This window comes from Amycolatopsis nalaikhensis (assembly GCF_030264295.1).
Classification (GTDB): domain Bacteria; phylum Actinomycetota; class Actinomycetes; order Mycobacteriales; family Pseudonocardiaceae; genus Amycolatopsis; species Amycolatopsis nalaikhensis.
Genome location: NZ_CP127173.1, coordinates 4,650,225 through 4,664,251, shown reverse-complemented (window position 1 = coordinate 4,664,251; position 14,027 = coordinate 4,650,225). Strand labels below are relative to the sequence as shown.

Below are 14,027 nucleotides of genomic sequence, written 5' to 3'. Positions count from 1 at the left end.
TGAAATCCCTTGTGTCGTCTGTTAGTTGGTTTCTTCGGGCGGTTCTCCGCCTCGTGCCGCTGCGGCGTCCAGTGCCGCGCTCACCTCGTCCAGTTCCCTCCGCAGTACGGCGATGGCGTCGGAGTCCACGAGCAGGACCACCGGGAACGCCTTGCCGAACCGGACTTCCGCGCGGTTTGCGTACGTCAGCGCCCTGACACGAATCGGCAGATCAGCCGTGACGTGGATCTGAACCGTGTCGCGCATGCCACGCCGCGCCTACGCCGCACGTCGGCGAGGGACCGCCCGCTTGTCCAAGCCAGCCGGCCGGACGGCGGTTGCAATGATCACGCCTACCTCCCTGGTGTCCTGGCACCGGACCTGCCCCGGCAACCTGACACCCAGACTCCGCCAAAACGCGGGACGTGATCACCACGTGGCGGGACATCTCGGGACGTCCCTGGTACCGTCGAAGACGTCCCTACACGTCCCAAGGGGTGGCGATGCCGAACGAACGCCTGCGTGACGCGCTACTGCGCAACGGCCTGACGTTGGAGCAGGTCGCCAAGGCCGTCGGGGTCGATCAGAAGACCGTCGAGCGCTGGATCACCAAGAACCGGACGCCCTACCCCAAGCACCGGCACAAGATCGCCGCCATGGCGCGCGAGTCAGAGACCTACCTGTGGCCGGACTCCGTCGCGCCGGAGCGCAAGGCCGAGACGGCCGCCGCCGAGCTGGTGCAGGTCTTCCCGCACCGCAACGCCGTCCCCGTCGAGCTGTGGGACCGGCTGATCAAGGACGCATCGGAGACCGTCGAGATCCTGGTCCACGCGGCTCTGTTCCTGGTGGAACGGCCGCGGTTCATCAAGGACTTGGCCGCCAAGGCCGAGGCCGGCGCGAGGATCCGGCTCGTGTTCGGAGATCCCGAGGGGGACAGCGTCGCGCTGCGCGGCGAGGAAGAGCAGTTGGGCGACGGGACGCTCGCGGCGCGCATCCGCAACGCCCTGGCGTTCTACCGGCCGCTGATCGGCGTCGACGGAGTGGAGATGCGGTTCCACAACACGACGCTCTACAACTCGATCTTCCGGTTCGACGACGAGATGATCATCAACACGCACGTGTACGGGTTCCAGGGAGCCCACGCCCCGTCCCTCCACCTGCGGAGACTCTCTGCTGGGGACCTCTTCGAGACCTACTCGGAGAGCTTCGAATCAGTCTGGAACCTCGCCAAGCCAGCCACCTTCTAGGAAGGCAGCATGACCCGAGTCGACTACTACAACGACCCGAACGCACCCAAGGCCAACAGCATCGCAGTGGCAGTGTCCGCGTTCATCCAAGACGACGAAGGCCGGATTCTGATGATCAGGCGCACCGATAACGACCTGTACTCCATCCCCGGCGGTCAACTGGAGCTCGGCGAGACACTGGCCGAGGCTGCGGTCAGGGAGGTCCGCGAGGAGACCGGCATCGAGTGTGAGGTGACGGGCGTAATCGGCCTTTACTCTAACCCCAACCACGTTATCGCGTACGACGACGGGGAAATACGGCAAGAGTTTTCCATCTGTTTTCGAGCCGTCATCAAAGGTGGAATCTTGCGTACAAGCATCGAAAGTAAAGAGGTTAAGTACATCGCCGTTGACGACTTGACCAAAATTGATGTCCACCCGTCAATCAGGTTGCGCATAGGACATGCACTGAACGAGAAACCCGAGGCATACTTCACCTAATTTTCAACAGCAGAATCAGAATCAGAATCAGAATCAGACTTTCCTCGAACACCAGCGGAATCCAGACGACGAATCAAGAGGGATGCCAATCCCAGGTAGTCCAAGCAACTTTCCGGATCATCCACAACACCCGACTTGTGACCTCGCGGGTTCCGAATTCCCACAACGGTGCCAGCAAAAAGAAACTTGAATCCCTCCTGCTCATTCTGCTCCGAGACCGTCGATAAAGCATTCAATGCGATTGCAGGATTCTTCTCGTTGAACGCATTCATCATGAGACTCTTACCGTAGTCCGAAGTGCTCGCAATCCTTTGCACTTCTTCATCTAGGAACTTGAGCGCCTCAAACGTGGCCTGAGAATAGTGACCATTATCAAATAGTCTCCGCACGTCTGCGGGAAGATCAGCGTGAAGGTTGCGAACTTCGAAGGGATGCCCCTCTTCGCCGCCGCCTGGCGACTCAGACGCTTCCGTATGCCTGTACGCCGACCTGACCACGCGCTCAAAGATCGCTATATCACTCGCCATCGATCAGATTCTTCCTAATGCTCTGGAAGATTGCATCGTAAGTTTCCTGATCACCGTTGGCAGGCAGGTTTACCTCGATCCTGACAGTTAGGCCCACCCGGCTCGACGAGCCCGGGTCCGCAGCCAATGATGCTGCAGGCTCCTGCTTGACAGTGGTCGACTTTGCCGAATTGACCTTACCTTCCTTCTTTTTCGGCGCCGCTCCACCATTTCCAGCTTTCGAACTCCGCTCCCTGGGCTGGATTACTTCTCCATGCCCAGCCAAGGATGCAAGCGCACCGAAAGTTATAGCCTGCCGCTTCCCGACAACATCCGACGAACCGTCTGTAGTCCTGAAGTAAGTCACCAGTTGATCGCGGCCAGCCTCCCACGCTTCTGGCCCGTAGAGGTCGAAGAGTGGCTTGTAAGCCGCTTCCACGATTTCGGCAATCTGCTCAGAAAACTTCTCGTCCTCGTGCTGAAGGAAAGCTTTCGCCTTCTCTTCAACCTTATTTCCGTTCTCGTCGATCAATCCAAGGAAACGAAGAATATTGATTACATAGCTTTCATTCTTGGGTGCGACCCCAAGTCGGCGAAGAGTGTCCGCAGTGACTTCCTTCGGAAACTGCTTCCGAAATCTCTCGAAAGTTTTGATCATCGGACCAGCGGATGAGATATACGGATAAGTATTCGCCACGACTTCCTCCATCAACCTCGCGATACGCGATAAAGAACAACCTGATTGCCGAACTTGGCTCTATGGGATCAAGGGCGCGCCGCCGGTGGCGGCGCGCCTGTCGCCTATGTAGCCCCTCGCCTGGGCGGCCGCATCCGCTTCCGACACGGCGGGCTGCCGCTCCGCTTCGCCCGCCGGCCGGGCGGTGCGGCCGCCAGCGGGTCACCTTGCGCAGCGCCGCGCGGCGGCGGCACACGGGTCCCCAGAGCCAACGTTGGCCTCCTCTGCGAGCGGTCGTGACATACGGGTCGTTCGTGACTCGATCTCCGTTACGCACCGTCGTGAGGGAACTGCATCCCGACGCCGGATCGTGACAACGGCCGGTAGCACCGCGTCAAGACGGGAAAGCGTGTCTTGACCCGGCACCACCGGCCGCGTGTTCGCTTCGTATCGGGATGCAGGGGTAGGTGTGGCTGGTCCGCCAGGCCGTCTCCAGGCCGTCAGAGGCTCGGGAGCAGCGACAGACGACGAGAACTAACGAGACGCATCAGCGCAGGTCAGAGGCCGTTTACGGCCAAGATCACGAGGTCGAGGAGAACCGGCTGAGAAATCCTGGACATCTTCGAGGGCACGCAGCAGATTCAGCAGCTGATCGTCGCGAGGCGGATCCTCGGGAAGACAAGCGCCGAGCTCAAGTAACCCAAGTCCGTGGATGGCACATCGAGAGACTCATCGTCCCTCGATGTGCCATTCACGGCTTTCAGGAGCCCGAAGCAGCGATCTGGTCGTCCAGGAACTCGTCCAGATAACGCCACGTAGTGCCGCGGGCCTTTCGACCAGTCAACACTCCCAGGTGGCCGCCCGGGGCTGTCTTGAAACGGACCTCGGGGGCCTTGTCCAGCAGCTCCACCACGCGCTCCACCGACGGCCTCGGCGCGATCGTGTCGTTCTCGCCCGCCACCACCAGTGTCGGGACCCGGACCGATGACAGCGAAATGATCCGGCCGTTCAGGTCCACCTTGCCCTCCGCCAGGTCGTTCGTGCGGAACAACCGGTGGTACAGCTGGCCGAACGTGCGGCCCGGATACGCGTACATGTTGCTCATGAAGTGGTCGACCGCCTCGATCTGGGCCAGGTAGTCGCGGTCGTCCAGGTGCGACAGGATCGCTATCGGCTTCGTGATCTCCTTGCTGATGCCCGTCGCGCGGAAGACGCGGCTGACCAAATAGGACGGTGCGCCGCCGAACGCGCGGTAGATCGGGGTCAGCAAGTGACCGTTCGTCAGGTCCACCAGGGGGCGGAACGGGGCCACGATCGGGATCGCCGTGAAGTCCACCGGGGAGCCGATCGCCGTGATCGACGCTATCGGGAGGTCCGGCTGGTCCGCGTTCACCAGCAGCGAGAAGATCCCGCCCAGCGACCACGACACCAGGTGGACGTCCTGACCGCCCGCGTCCTGGCTCACCCGCCGGATCGCGCGGGGCAGCACCTCGTCGATCCAGTGCTCGATGCCCAGGCGGCGGTCCGAAAACGCCACCATGCCGTAGTCGACCAGGTACGCGTTACGCCCGCCGTCGACCAGGTGCTCGATCAGGCTGCAGCCGCGGCGCAGGTCGAAGCAGATCGCCGGCGCCGCCAGCGGCGGCACCAGCAGGATCGGCGGCCCCGACACCGGCCGGTTGCTGTGCGTCATCCGGTACAGCGAGCGGTTCGGGCCCTGGTCGATCAGCACCCGCGGCATCGGGCGCAGGTCGGCGACACCGCCGTGCAGCACCTTGCCGACCACGTTCGACGCGGCGGCGGCCAGCCGTGCGGGCGGTGAAACCATTTCGAAAGCCTCCTGCGACGTCCCCGGGCACTTCCGGTCAATCTTGCCCGGTCAGGCCGGTGGACTCAACACCGTCCACGTCCAAATCGGACAGTCGCTAGGCCGTCCGAGTTACTCCTGCGCGGCTCCCGGGGCGCTTTCGGCGGCACGCGCCTCGTACTCCGCGCGAGCCGGGGAATGGGCCGCTGAAGCCAAAAGCTGGTCCGCCTTCAACGCGCGCGCGAGCGCTTCGCCCGCCTTGCGCGGGAGCAGCCGGGTGAGCTTGCCCATACTGCCCACCGATCGGGGCACGTAGACGTCGAAACGAGGCTTGCGCAGCGTGGATACGATGGCGTCGGCCACATCTTCCGGGCGCGACGACTTGAACAGCTTCGCCTCGCCGAGACCGCTCGCCAGCTCCGTCCGGACGATCGCGGGCATCACGCACGAGACGTGCACGCCGGACCCGTGCAGCTCCAGGTGCACCGCCTCGGACAGGCCGACGACGGCGTGCTTCGTCGCGCAGTAGGTCGCCGCGCCGGGAAAGCCCGCTTTGCCCGCGAACGACGCCACGTTCACGATGTGCCCGGACCGCCGCGGCCGCATCCGTTTCATCGCTTCGCGCGTGCCGTGGATGACCGCGTGCAGGTTGATCTCCAGCTGGGCGCGGGTCGTCGCGTCGGGCTCCTCCTCGAGCCGTGCCAGCGGCATGATCCCGGCGTTGTTGATCAGCACGTCGATGCGGCCGTGGCGGCGCTCGACCTCGTCGAGGAACTCGGTGAAGCCGCCGATGTCGGTGACGTCCAGCGGGAGCGCATCGGCGTCCAGCTCACCGGCGGTTTTCTCGGCCCGGACCTGGTCGAGGTCGCCGATCACCACCTTCGCGCCCAGCCGGGACAGCGCCGACGCGGTCGCCGCGCCGATCCCCTGCCCGCCGCCGGTGATGACGACGACCTTGCCCGCGAGCTCCTCGGCCATGGCGACTCCTCCGTCTGTTGGCAACGCGTCAACAGTGTCACCCCTGGCTCGCGATCGCGCTACCCCACGCGTTGCTCGAGGACCTGACCGACCCAGTCGTCGACGTGGAACCGCACGGTCGGCTTGAAGCCCTGGCCCTCGTAGTAGCGCTGGAGGTCGCCGTCGCCGCCGGCCCAGCAGTCGACGCGCACGAGGTCGATGCCGCGCCGCCGCGCCTCGTCGAGCGCGTACTCGACGAGGCGCGCGCCGACGCCGTGCCCGGTGAAGCGCCGCGACGTGATCAGCAGCCGGATGTACAGCTCACGCTCCTCGACCGCGGGCACGTGCGGGTCGTGCTCCTCCGAGACGATCAGCGCACCGGCGGGCTCGCCGTCGACCAGGGCGATCCGCAGGCCGGGGTCGGCGGCCATGCCCTTGACCCGCTCGACGCGCTTCGGGACCCGGCTCCACGGCTCGGTGCCCCACTGCTTCGAGCTGCCGCGCGCGACCAGCCATTCGACGGCTTCGTCGAAGAAGCGCAGCAGGGTGTCGGCGTCCCCGGAATCACCCGATCGTATGACGGTGTTGTCCATGCCCCCTTGTCTACCGCACGGTGAGCACGCGCGGGCCGTCTTCGGTGACGGCGATGGTGTGCTCGACGTGCGCGGCGCGGCTGCCGTCGACGGTGAGGATCGACCAGCCGTCCTCCGCGTACCGGTAGGCGTCGGTGCCGCCCGCGATGAGCATCGGCTCGATCGCCAGCGCGAGCCCCGGCTTCAGCCGCATCCCCCGGCCCGCGCGGCCTTCGTTCGGCAGGTGCGGGTCCTCGTGCATGGCCCGGCCGATGCCGTGCCCGCCGTGGTCTGCCATCAGCGCGAACCCGGACGCGCGCACGGACGCCCCGATCGCGGCCGAGATGTCGCCGAGCTTCGCGCCCGGCTGCGCGGCGGCGATCCCGGCCTCGAGGGCGCGCTCGGTGGCCGCGATCAGCTCGAGGTCCTTCGGGTCGGCCCGGCCGACGACGAAGCTGATCGCGGCGTCACCGTTCCAGCCGTCGAGGATCGCGCCGCAGTCGACGCTGACCAGGTCGCCGTCCTGGATGCGGTAGGGCGTGGGGATGCCGTGCACGACGACGTCGTTGACGCTGACGCAGAGCACGTTCGGGTAGGGCGTCGGCGCGGAGCGGGGCTGGTAGCCGAAGAAGGACGGCTTCGCCCCGGCGCCCCGCATGCACTGGGCGGCGATTTCGTCCAGCTCGAGGAGGGAGACGCCGATCTCGGCGGCCTCCTTGACCGTCTGCAGCGTGGTGGCGACGACGCGGCCGGCTTCGCGCATGACCGCGAGCTCGGCTTCGGTTTTGATCTCGACCATGACGATAACTATACCGGTATAGTTATCGCGGTCCAGTGGCCGGGGCCATCGCGTTCAGCCGGTGGCACGGTCCGCGTCATCCGGAGTTCAGGCGGCGCTGGTTCACTTCGACCGTTCCCCACCTCTCTCGCGACGAGGACAAAGTGACCCAGTCAGTGCCCGATGGTGACTCGCTGGCCGCGTTCACCGCCGAACTCGAAGAAATCCGGGCAAAAGCCGCGTCGGCACAGGAAAAACTCCGCAGCGCCAGCGCGTCCGCGCAGTCGCCGGACGGCGCGGTCTCGGTGACCGTCGGCCCCAGCGGCGTCCTGCGGGACCTCCGGTTCGGCCCCCGCGCCTACGATCGCCCGCCCCCAGCGCTTTCCGGCTTGGTGCTGCAGCTGATCGGACGGGCGCAGCAGAAGGTCTCGGCCCAGGTCGCCGACGCGTTCAGCGGCATGGTCGGCGAAAGCTCGGCCGCCCGCGAGCTGCTGGACGAGTTCCTCCCGGCCCCCGAGCCCGCGCCCGATCCGGGCAAGAGCGACGTCTTCCTGCCGGAGCAGGAAGCCGAAGATCGTCCACCACAACGTCAGCCGCAGCCTCCACGCCGTCGTCCCCGGCCCGCGCCGGACGAGGACGCCGACGAGAGCAACCCCTGGTAGCGGAGAGGAAGTCCCGTGGTTTCCGGAGCAGGTTTCTCGGTCGACCCGGCCGAGCTGCGGAAGTTCAGCCAGTTCCTGTCGGGCACCACGCAACCGGCGGTGCAGGACGCCGCGAACCGGATGCAGGCCGCCGACGTGTACGCGACCCACGACGCGAACACCGCGCGGGGATTGAGCACCTTCGAAACGGAGCTGGGCAAGTGACCGTCCCCATCACGTCCGCGAACTCCACCACGGGCGCCGGCGTCTTCGACAGCTGGAAGCAGGTGGGCGACTCGATCGGCAAGGTCCAGACCGAGCACGGCGGCGACCTCGCGGCCGTCAGCGTCGAGCTGGGCATCAACGTCATCAGCGCCGCGCTCGACACCGTCGCGTTCGTCATGGACCCGCTCGCGAAGCTCATCGCCGCCGGGCTGGGCTGGCTGATCGAGCACGTCTCGTTCCTGAAGTGGCCGCTCGACCAGCTCGCGGGTAACCCCGGCGAGGTCACGAAGGTCGCCAACGAGCTGCACAAGATCGGCGAGTCGCTGCGCAACACCGGCACCGAGCTCGACGACACCCTCAAGGCGACGATCACCCAGTGGCAGGGCCAGGGCCATGACAGCTTCGTGAAGTCGATCGGCGACCGGAAGGGCCGGATCGACGCCAAGGCCAAGGCGGCCGATGTCGCCGGCTACATGGTCGAGACCACCGGGGCGCTGATCGGCGCCGTCCGCTCGCTGCTGCGCGACATCATCACGACCATCCTCGGCGACATCATCGCCACGATGCTGATCGCCCTCGCGATGGCCGCGTTCACCTTCGGCGCGTCGATCGCCGTCGGCGTGACCAAGTGCGTAGTGACGGTCTCGGTCCAGGTGGTGAGCATGACCGCCAAGCTCGCCAAGGTCCTCGCCTACTCCGGCCGCACGGCCGCCCGGCTCGACGATCTGGCGAAGCTGCTCAAGACGAAGGCGAACCCGGGTCACGAGCTGACGAACCTGCCCCGCCCGAGCGGGAAAACCGTGCCGAACTTCTCGCGGCCACTCCCGCCGCCACCGGGCACCGCGGTCACGCACGACCTGCCGGGCACCGGCGGTGCGACGCCGAGTACCCGGCCTCCGGGCGACACGGTCCCGAACTTCTCGCGACCACTGCCGAAGCCCCCGAAGCCGACGCCGCCGAAGTCGCACCTGAGCGACCACGACATCTCGATGATCAAGAAGCACGAGGACTGGCTGAAGACGAAGTTCGGCGACAGCTACCAGAAGATGAAGTTCGCCGACGACTGGATCAAGAAGAACCACCCGGACTACTACCCGATGCTCAAGGCCCTCTCCGACGCCAAGAGCTCGAAGAACTTCGTGGGCTGGGCCGGCAAGGACATCGTCCAGGTCGACCGCGGCCTCACCGACATCCAGATGCAGGCGGAAGCGGCGTGGGCCGAGGAAGACAAGAAGGAGCAGCAGCCGTGAGTCAGGCGACGCCGAGGTGCCGGGAGATCAGCATCTTCTGCACCTCGCTCGTCCCCTCGCCGATCTCGAGGATCTTCGCGTCGCGGTAGAAGCGGCTCACCGGGAACTCGTTCATGAAGCCGTAGCCGCCGAAGATCTGCGTCGCGTCACGCGCGTTGTCCATGGCGGCGTTGGACGCCACCAGCTTCGCGATCGACGCCTCCTTCTTGAACGGCTCGCCGCGCAGCATCTTCGACGCCGCCTGGTAGTACGCCAGGCGCGCGGTGTGCGTGCGGACCTCCATGTCCGCGATCTTGAACTGGATCGCCTGGTACTCCCCGATCCGCTTGCCGAACGCGACGCGGTCCTTGACGTACTTCAGGCACTCGTCGACGCAGCCCTGCGCCAAGCCGACCGACAGCGCGGCAATCGCGACGCGACCTTCGTCCAGGATGGACAGGAACTGCGCGTACCCTCGGCCGCGGACGCCGACCAGGTTCTCCGCCGGGACCCGGACGTCCGAAAAGGACAGCTCGTGCGTGTCCGAGCAGTTCCAGCCGACCTTCGAGTACTTCGGCGCGACCTCGAATCCCGGCGTTCCCGACGGGATGAGGATCGCGGAAATCTCCTTGCGGCCGTTCTCCATCACGTCGGTGACCGCGGTGGCCGTGACGAACTTCGTGATGTCCGTGCCCGAGTTGGTGATGAACGCCTTGCTGCCGTTGACGACCCACTCGTCACCGTCCAAAGTGGCGCGCGTGCGGGTCGCGCCCGCGTCCGAACCGCCACCGGGCTCGGTCAGGCCGAAGCCGCCCAGCGCCGTGCCCGCGCACAGCTCGGGGAGCCACTTCTCCTTCTGCTCCCGCGTGCCGAAGCGGTAGATCGGCATCGCGCCGAGCGAAACCCCGGCCTCGACGGTGATCGCCACCGAAGAGTCGACCCGCGCCAGTTCCTCCAGCGCCAGGCACAGGGCGAAGTAGTCGCCGCCCATGCCGCCGAACTCCTCGGGGAACGGCAGGCCGAACAGGCCCATCTCGCCCATCTTCGCGACGATCTCGTACGGGAACTGCTCCTTCTCGTACAGCTCGCCGATCACCGGCGCGACCTCGGCGTGCGCGAAGTCTTCGACGGTCTTGCGGAGGGCTTCGTACTCCTCGTCGAGGCGGAAGTCGATCACTGCTGCTCCTCTGGGGGCTTCACTACGGCAAGGGTTTCGTCCAGCGCGACCTGCTGTCCCGCCCGGACGGGGGAGCTCGCTGACCACGCCGTCGATCGGCGCGGTGACCGTGTGCTCCATCTTCATCGCTTCGACGACCAGCAACGGCGTCCCGGCCTTGACGACGTCACCCGCGGCGACCTTCACCACGAGCACCGTGCCCGGCATCGGGCTCGTCACCGGCCCCGCTCCGGCGGCTTCGCCCCGCGACGACAGCACGAATTCCTGTTCCCCGAACGGGAAGCTCAGCCCGTCGCGCGCGAGCCACACCGTCCGATCGGGACCGCACGCCTGGCGGTAGCGGTGGAACCCGCCCGCGTGGCGGACCTCCAGGACGTCGCCGTCGCGCCGCGCCGATACCCGCACCGGCTCGCCGTCGTCGACGCGGACGCTCGCGGCCGCCGGGGTGCCCTGCACGCGGACCACCGCGCGGGCGGTGCCGGACTTCAGCCGGAACACCACGCCGCCCGAGCCGCCCATGCGCCAGCCGTCCGGCACGTCCCACGGGTCCACCACCGGTCCCGACGGCTGCAGCTCCAGGAAGCGGTCCAGCGCGGCGGCGACGAAGAACTCCGGCGGGACGTCGGAGGAGACCAGGTCGGCCAGCCGCCGGTCGACCAGCTCCGTGTCGAGCCGCCCGGCCCGGACGTCGTCGTCGGCCAGCAGCGCGCGCAGGAACGCCGTGTTGGTGCCGACGCCCAGCAACGCCGTGTCGGCCAGCGCCAGGTCGAGCCGGTGCAGGGCCGCCGCGCGGTCCGGGCCCCAGGCGATGACCTTGGCCAGCATCGGGTCGTAGTTCGAGCCGATCACCGCGCCGCGCGTCATCCACGAGTCGACGCGGACGCCGTCGCCGGACGGCTCGTGCACCGCCAGCACCGTCCCGCCGGTCGGGATGAACCCGCGCGCCGGGTCCTCGGCGTACACGCGAGCCTCGACGGCGTGTCCATTGAGGACGACGTCGTCCTGCTGGATCGCGAGGTGTTCGCCCGCCGCCACCCGGACCTGCCATTCGACGAGGTCGAGGCCGGTGACCAGCTCGGTGACCGGGTGCTCGACCTGCAGCCGGGTGTTCATCTCCATGAAGAAGAACTCGTCGGGGTTCTTCGCCGACATGATGAACTCGACGGTGCCCGCGCCGACGTACCCGACCGAACGCGCCGCCTCGGCCGCCGCCGTACCCATCTTCTCGCGGGTGGCGGGATCCAGCAGCGACGACGGCGCTTCCTCGATGATCTTCTGGTGCCGCCGCTGCAGGCTGCACTCGCGCTCGCCGAGGTGGATGACGGTGCCGTGCCGGTCGGCCAGCACCTGGATCTCGATGTGCCGCGGGGTCGTGACGAACCGCTCCATCAGCAAGGTGTCGTCGCCGAACGAGCCCTTGGCCTCCCGGCGCGCCGACTCGATCGCCGCGTCCAGCTCATCGGGGCCGTGCACCAGCCGCATGCCCTTGCCGCCCCCGCCCGCGGACGGCTTGAGCAGCAGCGGATACCCCACGCGAGCGGCAGCTTCGGCGAACCCCCCTTCCGGGATGTCCACATCGGACGCACCGGGGACGACGGGGACCCCGGCGGCGGAAACCGTGGCCTTGGCCCGGATCTTGTCACCCATGGCGTCGATCGCGGCGACCGGCGGGCCGATGAACACCAGCCCGGCGGCCTCGCAGGCGCGCGCGAACTCGGCGTTCTCCGCCAGGAAGCCGTACCCCGGGTGCACGGCCTGCGCGCCCGACGACACCGCCGCGTCCACGATGGCCGGAATGGACAGGTAGCTCTTCGCCGCTTCGGCCGGGCCGATGCGCACCGCCGTGTGCGCCTCGCGGACGTGCCGCGCGTCGGCGTCGGCGTCGCTGTACACCGCGACCGCGCGGATGCCGAGGTCCCGCAGCGTGCGGATGACCCGGACGGCGATCTCGCCGCGGTTGGCGACCAACACTGAGTCGAACATCATCACATCCGGAAGACGCCGTAGTTGACATCGGACAGCGGCGCGTTCGCCGCGGCGGACAGCGCGAGGCCGAGCACCGTTCGGGTGTCCGCCGGGTCGATGACGCCGTCGTCCCACAGCCGCGCGGTGGAGTAGTACGGGCTGCCCTGAGCTTCGTACTGCTCGCGGATCGGGTCCTTGAACGCCTCTTCGTCCTCTGTGGACCATTCGCCGCCGCGCGCCTCGATCGCGTCGCGGCGGACCGTCGAGAGCACCGACGCCGCCTGCTCGCCGCCCATCACCGAGATCCGCGCGTTCGGCCACATCCACAGGAACCGCGGCGAGTACGCCCGGCCACACATCGAGTAGTTGCCCGCGCCGAACGAGCCGCCGATCACGACCGTCAGCTTCGGCACCCGCGCGCACGCGACCGCGGTGACCATCTTCGCGCCGTGCTTGGCGATGCCGCCCGCCTCGTACGCGCGCCCGACCATGAAGCCGGTGATGTTCTGCAGGAACAGCAGCGGGATCGAACGCTTGTCACACAGCTCGATGAAGTGCGCGCCCTTCATCGCCGACTCGGCGAACAGCACGCCGTTGTTCGCGATGATGCCCACCGGGTGGCCGTGGATCCGGGCGAAGCCGGTGACCAAAGTGGCCCCGTACTCCTTCTTGAACTCGCCGAAGCGGCTGCCGTCGACGATCCGCGCGATCACCTCGCGCACGTCGTAGGGCACGCGCGGGTCGGTCGGCACGACGCCGTACAGCTCGGCCGGGTCGACGGCGGGTGCTTCGGTCGGCAGGACGTCCCACGGCCGCGGCGTGCGCGGCCCGAGCGTCGAGACGATCGAGCGGACGATCCGCAGCGCGTGCGCGTCGTCGTCGGCCAGGTGGTCGGTGACACCGGACTGGCGCGCGTGGACGTCGCCGCCGCCGAGCTCCTCAGCCGTGACGACCTCGCCGGTCGCGGCCTTCACCAGCGGCGGGCCGCCGAGGAAGATCGTGCCCTGGTTCCGGACGATCACGGCCTCGTCGCTCATCGCCGGGACGTACGCGCCGCCCGCGGTGCACGAGCCGAGCACCGCGGCGATCTGCGGGATGCCGCGCGCGGACATCGTCGCCTGGTTGTAGAAGATCCGGCCGAAGTGCTCACGATCCGGGAAGACCTCGTCCTGCCGGGGCAGGAACGCGCCGCCGGAGTCCACCAGGTAGACGCACGGCAGGTTGTTGTGCAGCGCGACCTCCTGGGCGCGCAGGTGCTTCTTGACCGTCATCGGGTAGTACGTGCCGCCCTTGACGGTGGCGTCGTTGGCGACGACCACGCACTCCCGGCCGGAGACCCGCCCCACCCCGGTGATGATCCCGGCGGAGGGCGCCTCGTCGTCGTAGAGTCCGTTCGCGGCCAGCGGCGAGAGCTCAAGGAACGGCGACCCCGGGTCCAGCAGCGTGTCGACGCGGTCGCGCGGCAGCAGCTTGCCGCGTTCGACGTGCCGGGTGCGCGCCTTCTCCGGCCCGCCGAGCCGGGCGGCCGCCAAACGTTTGCGGAGGTCTTCGACCAGCTCCGCGTGTGATGTGGCGTTGCGGGCGTAGGCCTCGCTGTCCGGGGCGGCCGAAGTCCCGAGTGCCGGCGTGTCCATGGGCTCCCTCGACGTTAGCGGTCGTTAACCTCCGCTCCGATGTTAGCGACCGCTAACACGGGTGTCCAGTCGCGGGCTGAAGGGGACGTTCAGCGCGTCAGACGCGCTGAAGGGGACTTTGCTCGCATCTGACGCGAGCAAAGTCCCCTTCAGC

At 67.4% G+C, this 14,027-nt stretch carries 14 protein-coding genes and 1 pseudogene; 5 read left to right on the top strand and 10 right to left on the bottom strand.

All coding sequences use genetic code 11. The annotated features are described in order from the left end of the window. Positions 1–21: 21 nt before the first annotated feature. Positions 22–246 (bottom strand): hypothetical protein, encoded by a 225-nt coding sequence (locus QP939_RS23045; protein ID WP_072476542.1) that lies wholly within the window; start codon positions 244–246, stop codon positions 22–24. A gap of 236 nt (positions 247–482) precedes the next feature. Between QP939_RS23045 and QP939_RS23040 the strand changes: the two genes are divergently transcribed. Continuing rightward, positions 483–1,226, top strand: coding sequence for a DUF5919 domain-containing protein (locus QP939_RS23040; protein ID WP_285458889.1), 744 nt, complete (start codon positions 483–485; stop codon positions 1,224–1,226). A gap of 9 nt (positions 1,227–1,235) precedes the next feature. Then, positions 1,236–1,706 (top strand): NUDIX hydrolase, encoded by a 471-nt coding sequence (locus QP939_RS23035; RefSeq protein WP_285458888.1) that lies wholly within the window; start codon positions 1,236–1,238, stop codon positions 1,704–1,706. Here the strand turns inward: QP939_RS23035 and QP939_RS23030 are convergent. The 6 genes from QP939_RS23030 to map all read right to left on the bottom strand — a co-directional run bounded on the left by QP939_RS23030 (position 1,703) and on the right by map (position 7,023). Beyond that, entirely contained in the window at positions 1,703–2,233 is a 531-nt protein-coding gene (locus tag QP939_RS23030) for a TIGR02391 family protein (RefSeq protein ID WP_285458887.1), read from the bottom strand. The two genes, QP939_RS23035 and QP939_RS23030, sit on opposite strands and share 4 nt — an antisense overlap. Continuing rightward, positions 2,223–2,921: a DUF5343 domain-containing protein gene (locus tag QP939_RS23025; RefSeq protein ID WP_285458886.1), complete on the bottom strand. Its 699-nt coding sequence runs from the start codon at positions 2,919–2,921 to the stop codon at positions 2,223–2,225. The genes QP939_RS23030 and QP939_RS23025 overlap by 11 nt, the downstream gene beginning before the upstream one ends. Positions 2,922–3,648: 727 nt before the next feature. Further along, a complete protein-coding gene (locus QP939_RS23020) occupies positions 3,649–4,716 on the bottom strand; it encodes an alpha/beta fold hydrolase (protein WP_285458885.1) in 1,068 nt (355 codons plus the stop codon). 111 nt (positions 4,717–4,827) lie between these two features. Beyond that, positions 4,828–5,673 (bottom strand): SDR family oxidoreductase, encoded by an 846-nt coding sequence (locus QP939_RS23015; RefSeq protein WP_285458884.1) that lies wholly within the window; start codon positions 5,671–5,673, stop codon positions 4,828–4,830. A gap of 59 nt (positions 5,674–5,732) precedes the next feature. Continuing rightward, positions 5,733–6,245 (bottom strand): GNAT family N-acetyltransferase, encoded by a 513-nt coding sequence (locus QP939_RS23010; protein WP_285458883.1) that lies wholly within the window; start codon positions 6,243–6,245, stop codon positions 5,733–5,735. Positions 6,246–6,255: 10 nt separating this feature from the next. After that, positions 6,256–7,023: a type I methionyl aminopeptidase gene (gene map, locus QP939_RS23005; RefSeq protein WP_285458882.1), complete on the bottom strand. Its 768-nt coding sequence runs from the start codon at positions 7,021–7,023 to the stop codon at positions 6,256–6,258. A 143-nt stretch (positions 7,024–7,166) separates the two neighbouring features. Here map and QP939_RS23000 point away from each other — a divergent pair, with 143 nt between their 5' ends. From QP939_RS23000 to QP939_RS22990, 3 genes are read left to right on the top strand one after another with little or no spacing between them, the layout of a single operon-like run. Then, a complete protein-coding gene (locus tag QP939_RS23000; RefSeq protein ID WP_285458881.1) occupies positions 7,167–7,664 on the top strand; it encodes a YbaB/EbfC family nucleoid-associated protein in 498 nt (165 codons plus the stop codon). 15 nt (positions 7,665–7,679) lie between these two features. After that, positions 7,680–7,868, top strand: a complete 189-nt coding sequence (locus tag QP939_RS22995; RefSeq protein WP_285458880.1) for a hypothetical protein — start codon at positions 7,680–7,682, stop codon at positions 7,866–7,868. Then, positions 7,865–9,118, top strand: coding sequence for a WXG100 family type VII secretion target (locus QP939_RS22990; protein WP_285458879.1), 1,254 nt, complete (start codon positions 7,865–7,867; stop codon positions 9,116–9,118). The genes QP939_RS22995 and QP939_RS22990 overlap by 4 nt, the downstream gene beginning before the upstream one ends. 1 nt (position 9,119) lies before the next feature. Here the strand turns inward: QP939_RS22990 and QP939_RS22985 are convergent, their stop codons facing one another. The 3 genes and pseudogenes from QP939_RS22985 to QP939_RS22975 all read right to left on the bottom strand — a co-directional run bounded on the left by QP939_RS22985 (position 9,120) and on the right by QP939_RS22975 (position 13,873). Next, complete coding sequence (locus QP939_RS22985) at positions 9,120–10,274, bottom strand: acyl-CoA dehydrogenase family protein (protein WP_285458878.1); 1,155 nt, start codon at positions 10,272–10,274, stop codon at positions 9,120–9,122. Continuing rightward, positions 10,271–12,257: pseudogene (locus tag QP939_RS22980) on the bottom strand (acetyl-CoA carboxylase biotin carboxylase subunit). Before QP939_RS22980 ends, QP939_RS22985 begins: the two are co-directional and overlap by 4 nt. Before the next feature lie 2 nt (positions 12,258–12,259). Continuing rightward, positions 12,260–13,873, bottom strand: coding sequence for a carboxyl transferase domain-containing protein (locus tag QP939_RS22975; protein WP_285458877.1), 1,614 nt, complete (start codon positions 13,871–13,873; stop codon positions 12,260–12,262). Between the last annotated feature and the right edge of the window lie 154 nt (positions 13,874–14,027).

Excerpts from the sequence above, each read along its gene's own strand:
- QP939_RS23020 (WP_285458885.1), bottom strand. The coding sequence starts at position 4,716 with ATGGTTTCACCGCCCGCACGGCTGGCCGCCGCCGCGTCGAACGTGGTC.
- QP939_RS23030 (WP_285458887.1), bottom strand. The coding sequence starts at position 2,233 with ATGGCGAGTGATATAGCGATCTTTGAGCGCGTGGTCAGGTCGGCGTAC.
- QP939_RS23045 (WP_072476542.1), bottom strand. The coding sequence starts at position 246 with ATGCGCGACACGGTTCAGATCCACGTCACGGCTGATCTGCCGATTCGT.
- QP939_RS23040 (WP_285458889.1), top strand. The coding sequence starts at position 483 with ATGCCGAACGAACGCCTGCGTGACGCGCTACTGCGCAACGGCCTGACG.
- QP939_RS23025 (WP_285458886.1), bottom strand. The coding sequence starts at position 2,921 with ATGGAGGAAGTCGTGGCGAATACTTATCCGTATATCTCATCCGCTGGT.
- QP939_RS23010 (WP_285458883.1), bottom strand. The coding sequence starts at position 6,245 with ATGGACAACACCGTCATACGATCGGGTGATTCCGGGGACGCCGACACC.
- QP939_RS23035 (WP_285458888.1), top strand. The coding sequence starts at position 1,236 with ATGACCCGAGTCGACTACTACAACGACCCGAACGCACCCAAGGCCAAC.
- QP939_RS23015 (WP_285458884.1), bottom strand. The coding sequence starts at position 5,673 with ATGGCCGAGGAGCTCGCGGGCAAGGTCGTCGTCATCACCGGCGGCGGG.
- map (WP_285458882.1), bottom strand. The coding sequence starts at position 7,023 with ATGGTCGAGATCAAAACCGAAGCCGAGCTCGCGGTCATGCGCGAAGCC.
- QP939_RS22975 (WP_285458877.1), bottom strand. The coding sequence starts at position 13,873 with ATGGACACGCCGGCACTCGGGACTTCGGCCGCCCCGGACAGCGAGGCC.